Raw genomic sequence first — 14,597 nt, forward strand, 5'->3', positions numbered from 1 at the left:
AGGAATCCGGTGCGGGCGCGGCGCCTCAGGCGGCGGACAGAAAGCGCCGGGCCAGCTTCACCCAGTAGGTGGCGGCCAACGGCAGGATGCGGTCGTTGAAGTCGTAGCCGGGGTTGTGGACCATGCAGCCGCCCGTGCCATGGGTGTCGCCCACGCCGTTGCCCACGATCAGGTAGCTGCCCGGGCATTGTTCGAGCATGAAGGAGAAGTCCTCGCTGCCCGTCAGCGGCTGCAGGCCGGGGATCAGCGCCTGCTCGCCCAGCCAGTCGCGCGCCACCTCGCGGGCGAAGGCCGTGCTGGCCGCATCGTTGACCAGGGCCGGATAGCGCCAGCGGTAGTCCACCACGGCCTCGGCCCCCAGCGTGGCGGCCTGGGCATGGGCCAGCGCGGTGATGCGTTCACGCAGCAGGGCACGCACCTCGGGCCGGTAGGCGCGCACGGACAGGCGCAGCTCCACCTCGCCAGGGATCACGTTGGGAGCATCGCCGCCATGGATGGCGCCCACGCTGACCACGGCCATGTCGCGCGGATCGACATTGCGCGAGACCACGGTCTGCAGCGCCAGCACCAGGTGGGCCGCCGCCACCACCGGGTCGGCCGACAGATGGGGGGCCGAGCCATGGCCGCCCTTGCCGCGCACGGTGATGATCACCGTGTCCGACGAGGCCATGAACGAGCCCTCGCGAAAGCCGAACTGCCCCTCGGCAAAGCCCGGCATGTTGTGCAGCGCAAAGATGGCATCGCAGGGGAAGCGCTCGAACAGGCCGTCCTCCACCATCTTGCGGCCGCCGCCCAGGCCCTCCTCGGCCGGCTGGAAGATCAGGTGCAGCGTGCCGTCGAAGCCGCGTGCCTGGGCCAGCTCGCGCGCGGCGGCCAGCAGGATGGCGGTATGGCCGTCGTGCCCGCAGGCATGCATGCGGCCCGCATGGCGGCTGGCGTAGGGCAGGCCGGTCTGCTCGTGGATGGGCAGCGCATCCATGTCGGCGCGCAGGCCCAGCCGGCGCGTGCCCGAACCGCAGCGCAGCGTGCCGACCACGCCCGTGCCTCCCAGGCCCCGGTGCACTTCATAGCCCCAGGAGGCCAGGCGCTCGGCCACCAAGTCGCTGGTGGCGAACTCCTCGAAGGCCAGTTCGGGATGGGCATGCAGGTGATGGCGCAGGGCCACCATCTCGGCCTGCGTGGCACGAATGCCGGCAAGCACCGGATCGGCGGCGTCGGCCGTGGTGGAAACGGGCGGGTCAATGTTCATGCCCGCAGTCTAGGAAGCGTGGGCAGCGGGCGGAAGACCGCCAGCGCCTGCCCTGCCAGGCATTGCCTGTCATCCCCCGGCATGCGCCGATCACAGCAATGGCAGGGATGGCGGCCATGGCACGAAACCTGCAAGATCGGCTCATGCATTCCCAGCCCCACCCCGATGCCGGTCCCGCCATGAAGCTGCACCAGATGCGCTACCTCGTCGCCGTGGCCGGCTGCGGCAGCGTGCGCGCCGCGTCACGCGCGCTGGGCATCACCCAGTCGGCCATCACCCAGGCCCTGCGCGAGCTGGAGGAAGGCCACCGCCTTGCGCTGTTCGAGCGCCAAAGCAGCGGCATCGTCCTCACGCCGGCCGGGCGCACGCTGCTGCGCCATGCCCAGCTGATCACCGGGCAGATGGCCCAGGCCGAGGATGAAATGGCCCGCCTGCGCGACACCTGCGCCGTGGCGCGCCTGTCCGTGGGCGTGACGCCCTGGGTGGGCCAGAGCCTGCTGCCCCATGTGCTGCGCGCCTTCCGCGCCGAACTGCCCCAGGTGCGACTGGAGCTGTTCGAGGGCCTGTCGGCCGTGGCCCATCCGCGCCTGCGCGAAGGCACGCTGGACCTGCTGATCGGCCGCGTGCCTTCGGGCCCCTCGGGCGGCGACCTGCATGGCACGCCGCTGTTCCGCTATGACGCCACCGTCGTGGCCCGCACGGGCCATCCACTGGCAGGCGCCCGCTCGCTGGCCGAGCTGATGGACTGCGACTGGCTGCTCAACTACACGCCGCCTGAAGAAGACGACCTGGTGCGGCGCCTGTTCCTGCGCCACGGCCTGCCCGTGCCAGTGGGCCACATCCACCTGGTGCATTCGGCATCGCTGCTGCTGCACCTGATCGCGCACAGCGACATGCTCTCGTTGTGCCCCTGGCCGCTGATCGAATCGGGCGTGCCCCAGGGCACCCTGGTGCCGCTGTCCCTGCGCGAGCAGTTCGAGCCCCACACGGTGGGCGTGGTCCAGCGCGGCCACGGCCCCCTGCCCTGGGTGGCCGAGCGCTTCGTGCACCACCTCATGGAGCAGGTCCACGCCTGCCGCCACAGCCCGGACCCGGTGCTGCAGCGCGTGTTCCGCTCCATTGACGTGCTGGCCTGAGGGTGCCTCAGCGCAACGTGGCCCGGGCCACCGGCACGTTCGCCGATTCGCCGACCGGCACGTCAGCCGGCACATCCCAGCCCCCGCCCAGCGCCCGGATCAGGCCCACGGCGGCCTGGTACTGCGCAGACTTCACCTGCAGCGCCTGGCGGCGGTTGCGCAGTTCGCTGCGGCGGGCATCCAGCAGGTCCAGCTGGCTGACGTAGCCGTTGCGGTAGCGCGTGTCCGACAGGCTGGTGGCGCGCTGGGCGGCCACCACGGCCTGGCCCTGCACGGTGGACTGCTCCTGCAGGATGCGGATGGAAGACAGCTGGTCCTCCACCTCCTGGAAGGCCACCAGCGCCTGCTGGCGGTAGGCGGCCAGCGCGGCATCGAGCTGTGCGCCTGCGGCCTGCACACCGGCCTCGCGCCGGCCGCCGTCGAACAGCGGCAGCGACAGCAGGGCGCCCACGCCCCAGGAGCGCATGGACCACTTGAACAGGTCACCGGCCTCGGGCGAGGCATGGCCGGCCGCGCCGGTCAGCGAGATGCTGGGGAACCATGCCGTCTTCGCCACGCCCACGCGCGACTGCGCGGCGAACACGGCGCGCTGCGCGGCCGAGATGTCGGGCCGGCGCATCAGCACCGTGGCCGGCACGCCGGCTGGAATAGAAGGCAGAGCCGTGGTCCAGGCGCCTTCGCCCAGGCCGAAGCGCGAGGCCGAGTCGCCCACCAGCACGGCCAGCGCATGCTCGACCTGGGCGCGCTGGCGGTCCAGCGCCAGCGCGTCCGATTCGGTGGCCGACAGCTCGGCCTGGATGCGCGCCACGTCCAGCTCGGCAATGTCGCCGGCCTGCAGCCTTCGCTCCGACAGGCGCAGCGTGTCGCGGTAGGCCTCCACGGTCTCGCGCATCAGGGCGCGCTCGGCGTCCAGTGCGCGCAGTTGCAGATAGGTCTGCGCGACCTCGGCCTGCACGGCCAGCCGCGTGCTTTGCAGCAGGGCCTCGCGGCCCTCTGCATCCAGCCGCGATGCGTCGGCCGCCTGGGAAATGCGGCCGAACAGATCGACCTCGTACGACAGGTTCAGCCCCGCATTGACCAGGGTGGCAGGCCGTGTGCCCGAGGCCTTGTCCAGCCCCGCGCCGCGCGTGGCCCCTGCGCCCAGGCCCAGTTGCGGCATGCGCTCGGCATTGGCGCTGCGCGCCAGGGCGCGGGCCTCGGCCAGGCGTGCGGCCGCGGCCTGGATGCTCTGGTTGTCCAGCGTGGCCTTGTCCACCAGCGCGTCCAGCGCCGGGTCGGCAAAGGCCAGCCACCATTGGCCGCGTGCCTGGGCTTCGGCGGGCAGGGCCTGGGTCCAGCCCGCCTGCGGCGCGGCGCCCTGCTCCTTGAAGGCGGGGGCGGCCGGCAGCTCGGGCAGGCTCTGGGACACGCTGGCGCAGCCGGCCAGGGCCAGCGCCGCCACCAGGGGCAGCAGACGCCTGGACAGTTTCGAAAGCGATGGGATCTTCATGATCGGTTCCTGTTCTTGTGGTGTGGGCTCATTCATGCTCGCCACGCGCAGCAGAGGGCATGGGCAGCGCGCCGCCACCCGAGGCATGGCCGTGGGCGGGTGCCTGTGCAGGGGCCTCTTCCTCCATCTCGGGCCCATGCTGCTTGAGCGGCCGGTTGCCTGCCAAGCGGCGCATCAGCACGTAGAACACGGGCGTCAGGAACAGGCCGAAGGCCGTCACCCCGATCATTCCCGAGAACACGGCCACGCCCATGGCGCGGCGCATTTCCGAGCCGGCGCCCGTGGACAGCACCAGGGGCAGCACGCCCATGACGAAGGCCAGCGAGGTCATCAGGATGGGGCGCAGGCGCAGCCGGCTGGCCTCGATGGCGGCCTGTATGGGCGTGCGGCCCTCGAACTCCAGCTCCCGTGCGAACTCCACGATCAGGATGGCGTTCTTCGCACTCAGCCCCACCAGCACGATGAGCCCGATCTGCGTGAAGACATTGCTGTCGCCGCCCGACAGCCAGACGCCGGTCATGGCCGCCAGCAGGCCCATGGGAACGATCAGGATGATGGCAATCGGCAGGGTCAGGCTCTCGTACTGCGCGGCCAGCACCAGGAACACCAGCAGGATGGCCAGCGGGAACACCAGCACCGCCGAATTGCCGGCCAGGATCTCCTGGTAGGTCAGGTCGGTCCATTCGAAATCGATGCCCTTGGGCAGGGTCTCGGCCGCGATGCGCTTGATGGCGTCCTGTGCCTGGCCCGAAGAGAAGCCGGGTGCGGCACCGCCGTTGATGTCGGCCGTGAGGTAGCCGTTGTAGCGCATGGCGCGCTCGGGACCGAAGCTGGAATCCACCTTCATCAGCGCCGACAGCGGAATCATCTCGCCCGAGCTGGAGCGCACCTTGAGCATGCCCACGTCCTCGGCACGCGCGCGGTAGGGCGCGTCGGCCTGCACGCGGACGCTGTAGGTGCGGCCGAACTTGTTGAAGTCGTTCGCATACAGGCTGCCCAGGTAGATCTGCATGGTGTCGAAGATGTCCGTCACCGGCACGCCAAGCTGGCGCGCCTTGGTGCGGTCGATGTCGGCATACAGCTGGGGCACGTTGACCTGCCAGCTGGTGAACATGCCGGTCAGCTCGGGCGTCTGGTAAGCCTTGGCCATGAAGGCCTTCACGGCCGCGTCCATCTGGTCATAGCCCAGGGAGGCGCGGTCTTCCAGCTGCAGCTTGAAGCCGCCCGTCGTGCCCAGGCCCGCCACGGGTGGCGGCGGGAACATGACGATGAAGGCGTCCTGGATGCCTGCGAAGGCCTGGTTGAGCTGGCCGGCCACGGCACCGCCGCTCTGGTCGGCGCGCTTGCGCTCGTCAAAGGGCTTGAGCGTGGCGAAGACGATGCCCGAGTTGGAGCTGTTGGTGAAGCCGTTGATGGACAGGCCCGGGAAGGCGATGGTGTCCTCCACGTTGGGGTTGTCCTTCATGATCTCGCCCATGCGGCGGATCACCTCGTCCGTGCGGTCCAGCGTGGCACCGTCGGGCAACTGGGCAAAGCCGATCAGGTACTGCTTGTCCTGCGCGGGCACGAAGCCCGAAGGCACGGCCTTGAACAGGCCGAAGGTCACGGCGATCAGCGCCAGGTAGATGGCCAGCATCAACGCCTTGCGCGAGATCACGCGGCCCACGCCGCCGCTGTAGGCCTCGGAGCCCCGGTGGAACATGCGGTTGAAGCCGCGGAACAGCCAGCCGAAGGCCCGGTCCATGCCGCGCGTCAGCGCGTCCTTGGGCGCATCGTGGCCGCGCAGCAGCAGGGCCGCCAGCGCGGGCGACAGCGTCAGCGAGTTGATGGCCGAGATCACCGTGGAGATGGCGATGGTCACCGCGAACTGCTTGTAGAACTGGCCCGTGAGGCCGCTGATGAAGGCCAGCGGCACGAACACCGCCACCAGCACCAGGGCGATGGCGATGATGGGCCCGGACACTTCGCGCATGGCGCGGTAGGTGGCGTTGCGCGGCGTCAGGCCCGCCTCGATGTTGCGCTCCACGTTCTCGACCACGACGATGGCGTCATCCACCACGATGCCGATGGCCAGCACCAGGCCGAACAGGCTCAGCGCGTTGATGGAAAAGCCCAGCAGATGCAGCACGGCGAAGGTGCCGATCACCGACACCGGCACGGCCAGCAGCGGGATGATGGAGGCGCGCCAGGTCTGCAGGAACAGGATCACCACCAGCACCACGAGCACGATGGCCTCCAGCAGCGTGTGCACCACCGATTCGATGGAGGCGCGCACGAACTGCGTGGGGTCGTAGGCGATGCGGTACTCCAGGCCCTCGGGCATGTTCTTGTTCAGGGCCTCCATGGTCTTGCGCACGTTGGCCGAGATCTCCAGCGCATTGGAGCCCGGCGCCTGGAACACGCCCATGCCCACGGCCGGGTCGTTGTTCAGCAGCGAGCGCAGCGAATAGTCGGCCGCGCCCATCTCCAGGCGGCCGATGTCGCGCAGGCGGGTCACGGCGCCGTCGGCGCCGCTCTTGACGATGATGTCGCCGAAGTCCTCCTCGCTTTGCAGGCGGCCCTGGGCGTTGATGGACAGTTGCATGTCCACGCCCGGCAGCCCCGGCGAGGCGCCGACCACGCCGGCCGCAGCCTGCACGTTCTGGCCACGGATGGCGGCCACCACATCGCTGGCCGACAGGCCGCGCTGCGCCACCTTCTGCGGGTCCAGCCACACGCGCATGGCGTAGTCGCCGCCGCCGAAGATCTGGATCTGGCCCACGCCCTCGATGCGCGCCAGCGGGTCCTTCACGTTCAGCACCGCGTAGTTGCGCAGGTAGTTGATGTCATAGCGCTGGTTGGGCGAGACCAGGTGCACCACCATGGTCAGGTCGGGTGCGCTCTTGACCGTGGTGATGCCCAGGCGGCGCACCTCTTCCGGCAGGCGCGGCTCGGCCTGCGAGACGCGGTTTTGCACCATCTGCTGCGCCTTGTCGGGGTCGGTGCCCAGGCGGAAGGTGACGGTCAGCGTCATCACGCCGTCGCTGGTGGCCTGGCTGCCCATGTAGAGCATGCCTTCGACGCCGTTGATCTGCTCTTCCAGCGGCGTGGCCACGGTCTCGGCGATCACCTTGGGATTGGCGCCCGGGTACTGGGCGCGCACCACCACGGATGGCGGCGCGACCTCGGGGTATTCCGAGATCGGCAGCCCGCCCATGGCGATCAGGCCGGCGATCAGCATCAGCAGCGAAAGCACGCCCGCGAAGATCGGCCGGTCAATGAAGAATTTGGATAGGTTCATGGTGTTTGGCTCCGCCACGGCAAAGCGCGGCCCATGCCGCCTGCGGTCAGGCGGCATTTCAGAGGCAGGAAAGGTGTGCGGCTAGATCAGGACTTGGTTGCGTCAGCCACTTGTTCGGCTGCCTGCCGGGTGCCCGGCTGGCGGGCATCGGCCCGCGCATCCATGGACACCTCCTTGGGCGCGACCAGGGCGCCGGGGCGGATGTGCTGCAGGCCGTTGACCACCACGCGCTCGCCAGGCTGCAGGCCCTGGGTCACGTTGCGCAGGCCGTTGACCGAGGCGCCCAGCACCACCTCGCGGTAGACGGCCTTGTTGTCGCCGCCCACCACCATCACGTACTTCTTGCTCTGGTCCGTGCCGATGGCGCGCTCGCTGACCAGCAGCATGCTGCTGTCGCGCGCCTGGCCCATGCGGATGCGGGCGAACTGGCCGGGCATGAGGGCGCCGTCCTTGTTGTCGAAGGCGGCGCGCACGCGCACCGTGCCGCTTCGGGCATCGACCTGGTTGTCGATCAGCTGCAGCCGGCCCTCGAAGGGCGTGCTGCCGGCCGTGGCCGTGCCCATCTGCACGGGAATGCTGTCGATCCTGGCGCGGTTGCCCGCGCCGCCGCCCAGCTCCTTGAGCGCGCGCGTGATGACCTGCTCATCGGCATCGAAGCTCGCATAGATGGGGCTGACCGAGACCAGCGTGGTCAGCACCGGCGCGCCCGGGCCTGCGGCCACCAGGTTGCCCACGGTGATCTCGCGCTTGCCGATGCGGCCCGACACGGGGGCGCGCACCTGGGTGTAGCCCAGGTTCAGCCGCGCCGATTGCAGGGACGCCTGGGCCGCGCGCAGATTGGCCTCGGCCTCGCTGCCTGCGTTGATGCGCTCGTCCAGCTCGCGCTGGGCAATCGCCCGCTCGTCCCACAGGCGGCGTGCGCGCTCCTGCTCGCTGCGTGCATAGGACTGGCGTGCCTGGGCCGAGGCCACCTGGGCTTCGGCACGCTCGACCTCGGCCGCATACGGTGCGGGGTCGATGGTGATCAGCAGATCGCCCTGCTTGACCAGCGCGCCCTCGCGAAAGTGCACGGCCTGCACGGCGCCAGCCACGCGGGAGCGGATGTCCACGCGCTCCACGGCTTCAAGGCGGCCCGAGAACTCGTCCCAGGCGGTGACCTCGCTTTCGGCGACCGTGGCCACCGACACAGGCGTGGCGGCGGGCTGGGCGCTGGCGGGCGCGTCATCGGCCTTGGCATCGAAGCCGTGCAGGCCGAACAGGCCGGCGCTGACGGCGAGGATGGCCGCAGCGGCGGCCGGCAGCTTCCAGCCCTTGCGCTGGGCCGAGGCGGAAGAAGAGGGTGAGGAGGATGAGGTGGATTGGGTGGACATGGTGTTTTTTTGCGGAATTCAGGGAACACGATGCCCGCCCGGCGCCTGAACGCGCCGGGAAGGCGGAATCGAAATGGGAAAACGGGGGCAGCAAGGTTCGCCGGCTGCGGCGGCGCGGGGCCTAGCCCGGTGCTGCGGGCTTGTTCATGGTGGCCTCGAAGAAGTCATGCACATGCTGGGACACGGCGGCGCTGCAGGCCGTACAGGCCTCGGCCTCGGACAGGGCCTGCGGCCAGTTCGACGCGCTGGGCAGCACATGGCTGCTGGCCGTCACGCCGGCCGCGCGCAGGCGGGCCGCATAGGCCTGGGCCTCGTCGCGCAGCGGGTCGTCGCCCCCCACCAGCACCAGGGCCGGCGGCAGCTGGGCCAGGCGCAGCGAGCTGCCGGGCACGGCATAGGGATGCATGGCGTCCTTGGGGCAGCTCAGGTACTCGCGCCAGCCCGTGGCCCAGCGGCATTCGCCGGCCTCGGGCGTGGCCTCGCGCTGCGAGGCGGTGCCGGTGCAGGGATCGAGCATGGGTGACACCAGGATCTGGCCTGCCAGCGGAGGGTGGCCCCGGTCTCGCGAGATCACGGCCACGGCGGCGGCCAGGTTGCCGCCGGCTTCTTCACCCGCGAGGAACAGCGGCGCGCCCTTGCCCGCCATCTTCACGCGGTGCTTGTACAGCCACTGCAGCACGGCGTAGCCCACCTCGATGGGCTGGGGAAACGGATGCTCGGGCGCCAGCGGGTAGGCCAGCGACACCACGACGGCGCCCGCCTCGGCCAGCAGCCGGCCGATGTAGCGCCCGTTGTCCAGCGTGCCGCAGACAAAGGTGCCGCCATGGAAATGCAGCACCAGAGGCGAAATCGTGCCGGGCCTGCGCTGGCCATAGGCGCGCGCAGCCACGGTGCCGTGCTCGGGCAGCTCGATGGAGAATTCTGTTTCGGCAATCTGCGCCCCGACGGCGGGGCCGTTCGGAGGCGACGAGGAAGTGGACATGGCGCGAACCTGCGGCAATGGTCGATGGTTGGAATATAGGCGGCGCCGGCCATGTCTGAAATAGCAACGCAGCCATCGCTCTGTTTCCGTTTCGCGAACAATCGCCCGATACCGCGCATGTGAGAATTCCGCCGAGCCGGCATTCCCTTGCCGGGCGCTGCAGGAGCAACTTTCCATGGACCAGATCCAGGCCATGCGTGTCTTCGTTCGCGTGGTGGAAGCCGGCAACTTCACCCGCGCCGCCGATTCGCTGGACCTGCCCAAGGGCACGGTCACCAAACAGATCCAGGCGCTGGAGGCGCGCGTGCGCGTCAAGCTGCTCAACCGCACGACGCGGCGCGTCACCGTCACGCCCGATGGCGCGGCCTACTACGAACGCGCGGCACGCCTGCTCAACGACTTCGACGATCTCGAAGCCAGCATGGTCAACACCCAGACCGCGCCCAGCGGGCGGCTGCGGCTGGACGTGGGCAGCTCCATGGCCCGGCTGATCATCATTCCGGCGCTGACCGAATTCTGCGAACGCTATCCCGACATACAGATCGACCTGGGCGTGGGCGACCGCCTGGTGGACCTGATCAGCGACAACGTGGACTGCGTGATCCGCGGGGGCGAGCTCAGCGACCAGTCCCTGGTGGCGCGCCGCATCGGCTCGATGAACTGGGTCACCGTGGCCTCGCCCGCCTACCTGGCACGCCATGGCGTGCCCCAGCATCCGTCCGAACTGGATACGAAGCACCAGATCGTCGCCTTCTTCTCGGGCCATACGCGGCGCATGTACCCGCTGGAATTCCAGCGGGGCGATGAATCCATCGAGGTGGCGGGCAACTACCGCATCGCGGCCAACGACAGCAATGCCTACACGGCCGCCGTGCTGGCGGGCTTTGGCATCGCGCAGCTGGTCACGGCCTTTGCCCAGCCGCTGATCGACAGCGGCGAACTGGTCGAGGTCCTGCCCGATTGGACCCAGCCGCCGCTGCCCATTCACGTGGTCTACCCGCCCAACCGCCACCTCAGCGCCAAGGTGCGGGCCTTCGTGGACTGGGCGGCCGACCTGTTCGCGCGCCATCCCCAGCTGCAGCGCAGCTGAAAGGCCGGCGATGGGATGGCCGGGCGGGCCCAAGCCCCGTCCGGCTGCAAGGCCTTCCCAGCCATTCTTCATGTCAGCGGGCATGGCGCCAGCCATTCCCATTCGCCATGACCATGCACGCCACCGGATACGGCCGGTCCAGGGGCCTGCCTGCCCGCCCACTGCTGCACGCAGCTTTCTGCCATGCACCAAATACCGTCAATCCCCTCTGAAGATGCACCGAAACACGGCACGAAGGCACCAAGCTCGGGCGCCATTCACCAAAACGATGCATGACGGCATAACTTTTAGGCATAATCTTGGTTTGCACTCACCCCTTCCCGCAGCCGTTTTTAGTCAGAGGTTTTTTCCATGAAGTACGAGTCCGTCGGCCAGTTCCTTGATGAAGTCGCGCAACGCAATCCCGGCCAGCCCGAATTCCTGCAAGCCGTCACCGAAGTGATGGAAAGCCTGTGGCCCTTCATCGAGAAGAACCCCAAGTACGCCGAGCACGGACTGCTGGAGCGCCTGGTCGAGCCCGAGCGCGTGGTCATGTTCCGCGTGAGCTGGACCGACGACAAGGGCCAGGTGCAGGTCAACCGCGGCTTCCGCATCCAGCACAGCATGGCCATCGGTCCCTACAAGGGCGGCCTGCGTTTCCACCCCTCGGTCACGCTGTCCGTGCTCAAGTTCCTGGCGTTCGAGCAGACCTTCAAGAACGCGCTGACCACGCTGCCCATGGGCGGCGGCAAGGGCGGCTCGGACTTCGATCCCAAGGGCAAGAGCCCCGCTGAAGTCATGCGCTTTTGCCAGGCCTTCGTCACCGAGCTGTTCCGCCACGTGGGCCCGGACACCGACGTGCCGGCAGGCGACATCGGCGTGGGCGGCCGCGAAGTGGGCTTCATGGCCGGCATGTACAAGAAGCTGTCCAACAGCGCCGCCAGCGTGTTCACGGGCAAGGGCCTGTCCTTCGGCGGCTCGCTGATCCGCCCCGAAGCCACCGGCTACGGCACCGTCTACTTCGCCCAGGAAATGCTGGCCACGCGCGGCCAGTCCTTCGCAGGCAAGACCGTCTCCATCTCCGGCTCGGGCAATGTGGCCCAGTACGCCGTGGAAAAGGCCATGCAGCTGGGCGCCAAGGTGGTGTCGGTCTCCGACTCCTCGGGCACCGTGTATGACCAGGACGGCTTCACCACCGAGAAGCTGGCCATCCTGATGGACGTGAAGAACCACCGCTACGGCCGCGTGGACGAGTACGCCAAGCTGGTGGGCGCTGAGTTCCTGCGCGGCAAGACGCCGTGGCACCTGAAGGTGGACGTGGCCCTGCCCTGCGCCACGCAGAACGAACTGACCGAGGAAGACGCCAAGGTGCTGATCGCCAACGGCGTGGTCTGCGTGGCCGAAGGCGCCAACATGCCCTCGACCATCGAAGCCGCCAAGGCCTTCGAGAAGGCCGGCGTGCTGTACGCACCGGGCAAGGCCAGCAACGCCGGTGGCGTGGCCACCTCGGGCCTGGAGATGAGCCAGAACGCGGCCCGCCTGTCCTGGCCCGCCGAGGAAGTCGATGCCCGCCTGCTGCAGATCATGCAAGGCATCCACGCCGCCTGCCTGAAGTACGGCAAGCGCGAGGACGGCACGGTCAGCTACATCGACGGCGCCAACATCGCCGGCTTCGTCAAGGTAGCCGACGCCATGCTGGCCCAGGGCGTGATCTGAGCGTCAGCGCTCCCCACCCCTGACGAAAGCCCATGCAGCCTGCTGCATGGGCTTTTTTGTTGGTGCCTTCCGCTTTCTACGCCTTTCTGCCATGGGCTGAGTGATCTCTGGCAAGCGATTGCGCCCAGGACAACGCCTCTTCAAGGTTCAGGTACAGACTTGCATACGCCTTGCGCAAAAGTCCATCAGGCAAAGCCCAGTCCCATTTCTCGCGCTGCAGGTTGCGGACATCGGCCAGAAGCATGTCGAGCGGCGGAGGCTCATCCACTGCCGCATCGATGAGGGCATCGATGATCCCCTCGATACCCAAATCTCCTTTGATGACTTCGATGCCTGGGCCGGCCGCATTGGCCGAGTAGCCTCTGCGGCGAAGCAGGCAGGCCAGCGCTTCGTTGGCGGCATCCCCGAGCCAGGTCAGCAGCACCACTTCGCGGCCCTGGTCCACCATGAAGTCATTCGCCAGATTTCGTTCAGAGTAGTTCGCCCTGCCTTCCACCAAAAACCGCTTGGCCACTCCATCCAGGAACGGCGGTATATCGGAGGACTCGAACAATTGGTGCATTCGTTGGTGAACACGTGTGTGGGTACGCCCTGCCCCACCTGAGAACAACGGCGGCGCTCCGCCACCGGAGCGGACGACAAATATGGTCTTCTGCTCCTCGTCGATGTCTTCTACCAGCCAGGTCCTGCCGGCGAACAGGATGCGCTGGCCCACGCTGAGCATCAGCGATACCGGCAAAGTGCCGAGCGTTTTACCGCTGCAGACGATACGAAACTCCTCGTCTGCTGCAAACGCAGCATAGAAGGTGTAGTGGTTGACGAACTTCTCACCGATGCGACCATGCAGCAAAAGACCGCTGGACTCCTGCATCAGCAATTCCTTTTGGCCGAGATGGCGAACGAGTTCGGCAAACTCGCCTTTGTTCAACCCAGTGAAAGGGGCGCCGGAAGTACAGAACATCGTATGGAGTTGCCCGATGGATGCCCCTCCGCTCTGCGCCACATAGGACAGCATCTGCTGAACCAGTGTCGATAGGTGAACTCCATGCGCCATGGGCGGTTCGAACCAACCTTCCAGCAGCAGTGAGATCATCGCCGTCACCTTCACCGTCTCCAGACGGAGTTCGTCGGCGAGCGAGGGTTTCCCTCCAAGGGCGTTCTCCACGCTGTAGCCTCGCAAGATGGCCGGCTCGCCCTTTCGGCGACCAGACCGCCCCAGGCGCTGTCGCAAGCTGGCCACCGACGGTGGCGGGCCGATCTGGGCCACGCTCTTGACGGAGCCAATGTCGATGCCCAACTCCAGCGTGTTGGTACAGAGGGCGGTCGCGGGAAATTCCTTCTGTTTCAGGGCAGCCTCGGTGTCCGAGCGGATCTCCTTCGACAGACTGCCGTGGTGCGGCCAGAACTCATTGGGCACCTTCTCCTGCTCGCAAAGTCGGTTGAGAAGGTACGTGTAGCGTTCGACTTCACGCCGCGAGTTCGGGAAGACCAGATTGTTCGTGCCGCGCAAGCCCCGGAACAGATGCAGGGCAATCTTCGCCGGTGTGACGGGTTCCGGCTCTTCGCCACCATCTTCATTGCGCAAGACCAAGGGCTCCTCGTAACCTTTGACCAGAACTCTCAGCTCACTGTGCGAGGACTTCGACTCCACCAGGGCAACCGACGTCCCTTGTCCAGGACGCAGAAAATCGGCGGCCAGGCGCATGTCACCCAAGGTCGCGGAAAGGCCGACACGCGGCACTTGGCGACCGATGACCCGCTCAATGCGATGCATCAGGGATTGAAGCTGTTTTCCGCGCTCTGATCCGATGAAGGCGTGAAGCTCGTCGACGATGAAGAACGTCAGCCGATCGAACACCGCACCGATCGACGTGCCTCGATGGCATAACGTTGCCTCAAGAGATTCCGGCGTGATGAGCAAGACCCCTTGCCGCTTCGTCAGGAAGCGTGCCTTGGCCGAGGAAGAGATGTCGCCATGCCAGGGCCACACCGGAATTTCCAGTTGCTCGCACAGCCGGTCGAGGCGACCGAACTGGTCATTGATGAGCGCCTTGAGCGGACTGACATAGACGATGAGCCCCTGTGACCCCGTCTGAAGCAGCTTCGTCAGCGCCGGCAGAAATGCCGCCTCCGTCTTGCCGGCGGCCGTGGCGGCTGCCACGATGACGTCCCGGTCCGCCTTGACGATGAGCGGAATGGCCGCCTCCTGGGCATCTCTCAGCGACTCCCAGCCTTCGGCCCATAGGAAGCGCTGGATGCGCTCATCGAGCAGGAAGAAGGAAGCGCTGTCGCCAGACATGTGCTCA

At 67.7% G+C, this 14,597-nt stretch carries 9 protein-coding genes; 3 read left to right on the forward strand and 6 right to left on the reverse strand.

Annotated features, from left to right (window positions below):
* Window positions 1–25: 25 nt before the first annotated feature.
* The gene (locus tag ACF8NF_RS01645) at window positions 26–1,249 is read right to left on the reverse strand and encodes a M20 aminoacylase family protein (RefSeq protein WP_392449966.1); all 1,224 of its coding nucleotides are present in this window, start codon (window positions 1,247–1,249) and stop codon (window positions 26–28) included.
* Window positions 1,250–1,365: 116 nt separating this feature from the next.
* Here ACF8NF_RS01645 and ACF8NF_RS01650 point away from each other — a divergent pair, with 116 nt between their 5' ends.
* Window positions 1,366–2,385, forward strand: a complete 1,020-nt coding sequence (locus tag ACF8NF_RS01650; protein WP_392449967.1) for a LysR family transcriptional regulator — start codon at window positions 1,366–1,368, stop codon at window positions 2,383–2,385.
* A gap of 7 nt (window positions 2,386–2,392) precedes the next feature.
* Here the strand turns inward: ACF8NF_RS01650 and ACF8NF_RS01655 are convergent, their stop codons facing one another.
* The 4 genes from ACF8NF_RS01655 to ACF8NF_RS01670 form a co-directional block, all read right to left on the reverse strand.
* Entirely contained in the window at window positions 2,393–3,874 is a 1,482-nt protein-coding gene (locus ACF8NF_RS01655) for an efflux transporter outer membrane subunit (RefSeq protein ID WP_392449968.1), read from the reverse strand.
* 28 nt (window positions 3,875–3,902) lie between these two features.
* Window positions 3,903–7,154, reverse strand: coding sequence for an efflux RND transporter permease subunit (locus ACF8NF_RS01660; RefSeq protein WP_016447673.1), 3,252 nt, complete (start codon window positions 7,152–7,154; stop codon window positions 3,903–3,905).
* An 86-nt stretch (window positions 7,155–7,240) separates the two neighbouring features.
* Entirely contained in the window at window positions 7,241–8,524 is a 1,284-nt protein-coding gene (locus ACF8NF_RS01665) for an efflux RND transporter periplasmic adaptor subunit (RefSeq protein WP_016447674.1), read from the reverse strand.
* Between the two features lie 121 nt (window positions 8,525–8,645).
* A complete protein-coding gene (locus ACF8NF_RS01670; RefSeq protein ID WP_047326652.1) occupies window positions 8,646–9,506 on the reverse strand; it encodes an alpha/beta hydrolase in 861 nt (286 codons plus the stop codon).
* A 175-nt stretch (window positions 9,507–9,681) separates the two neighbouring features.
* Between ACF8NF_RS01670 and ACF8NF_RS01675 the strand changes: the two genes are divergently transcribed.
* Together ACF8NF_RS01675 and gdhA are read left to right on the forward strand one after the other, a co-directional pair.
* Window positions 9,682–10,596 (forward strand): LysR family transcriptional regulator, encoded by a 915-nt coding sequence (locus ACF8NF_RS01675; protein ID WP_016447676.1) that lies wholly within the window; start codon window positions 9,682–9,684, stop codon window positions 10,594–10,596.
* 351 nt (window positions 10,597–10,947) lie between these two features.
* Window positions 10,948–12,291: an NADP-specific glutamate dehydrogenase gene (gene gdhA, locus ACF8NF_RS01680; RefSeq protein ID WP_016447677.1), complete on the forward strand. Its 1,344-nt coding sequence runs from the start codon at window positions 10,948–10,950 to the stop codon at window positions 12,289–12,291.
* A 76-nt stretch (window positions 12,292–12,367) separates the two neighbouring features.
* Here gdhA and ACF8NF_RS01685 read toward each other — a convergent pair whose 3' ends face one another.
* Window positions 12,368–14,590, reverse strand: coding sequence for a DEAD/DEAH box helicase (locus ACF8NF_RS01685; RefSeq protein ID WP_392449969.1), 2,223 nt, complete (start codon window positions 14,588–14,590; stop codon window positions 12,368–12,370).
* Window positions 14,591–14,597: the final 7 nt, after the last annotated feature.

The organism is Delftia sp. WSY_22 (assembly GCF_043104185.1).
Lineage (GTDB): Bacteria > Pseudomonadota > Gammaproteobacteria > Burkholderiales > Burkholderiaceae_C > Comamonas > Comamonas tsuruhatensis.

Bases quoted from the DNA above. Each gene is read 5' to 3' on its own strand.
- ACF8NF_RS01685 (WP_392449969.1), bottom strand. From the start codon at position 14,590: ATGTCTGGCGACAGCGCTTCCTTCTTCCTGCTCGATGAGCGCATCCAG.
- ACF8NF_RS01645 (WP_392449966.1), bottom strand. From the start codon at position 1,249: ATGAACATTGACCCGCCCGTTTCCACCACGGCCGACGCCGCCGATCCG.
- ACF8NF_RS01665 (WP_016447674.1), bottom strand. From the start codon at position 8,524: ATGTCCACCCAATCCACCTCATCCTCCTCACCCTCTTCTTCCGCCTCG.
- ACF8NF_RS01650 (WP_392449967.1), top strand. From the start codon at position 1,366: ATGGCACGAAACCTGCAAGATCGGCTCATGCATTCCCAGCCCCACCCC.
- ACF8NF_RS01655 (WP_392449968.1), bottom strand. From the start codon at position 3,874: ATGAAGATCCCATCGCTTTCGAAACTGTCCAGGCGTCTGCTGCCCCTG.
- ACF8NF_RS01660 (WP_016447673.1), bottom strand. From the start codon at position 7,154: ATGAACCTATCCAAATTCTTCATTGACCGGCCGATCTTCGCGGGCGTG.
- gdhA (WP_016447677.1), top strand. From the start codon at position 10,948: ATGAAGTACGAGTCCGTCGGCCAGTTCCTTGATGAAGTCGCGCAACGC.
- ACF8NF_RS01670 (WP_047326652.1), bottom strand. From the start codon at position 9,506: ATGTCCACTTCCTCGTCGCCTCCGAACGGCCCCGCCGTCGGGGCGCAG.
- ACF8NF_RS01675 (WP_016447676.1), top strand. From the start codon at position 9,682: ATGGACCAGATCCAGGCCATGCGTGTCTTCGTTCGCGTGGTGGAAGCC.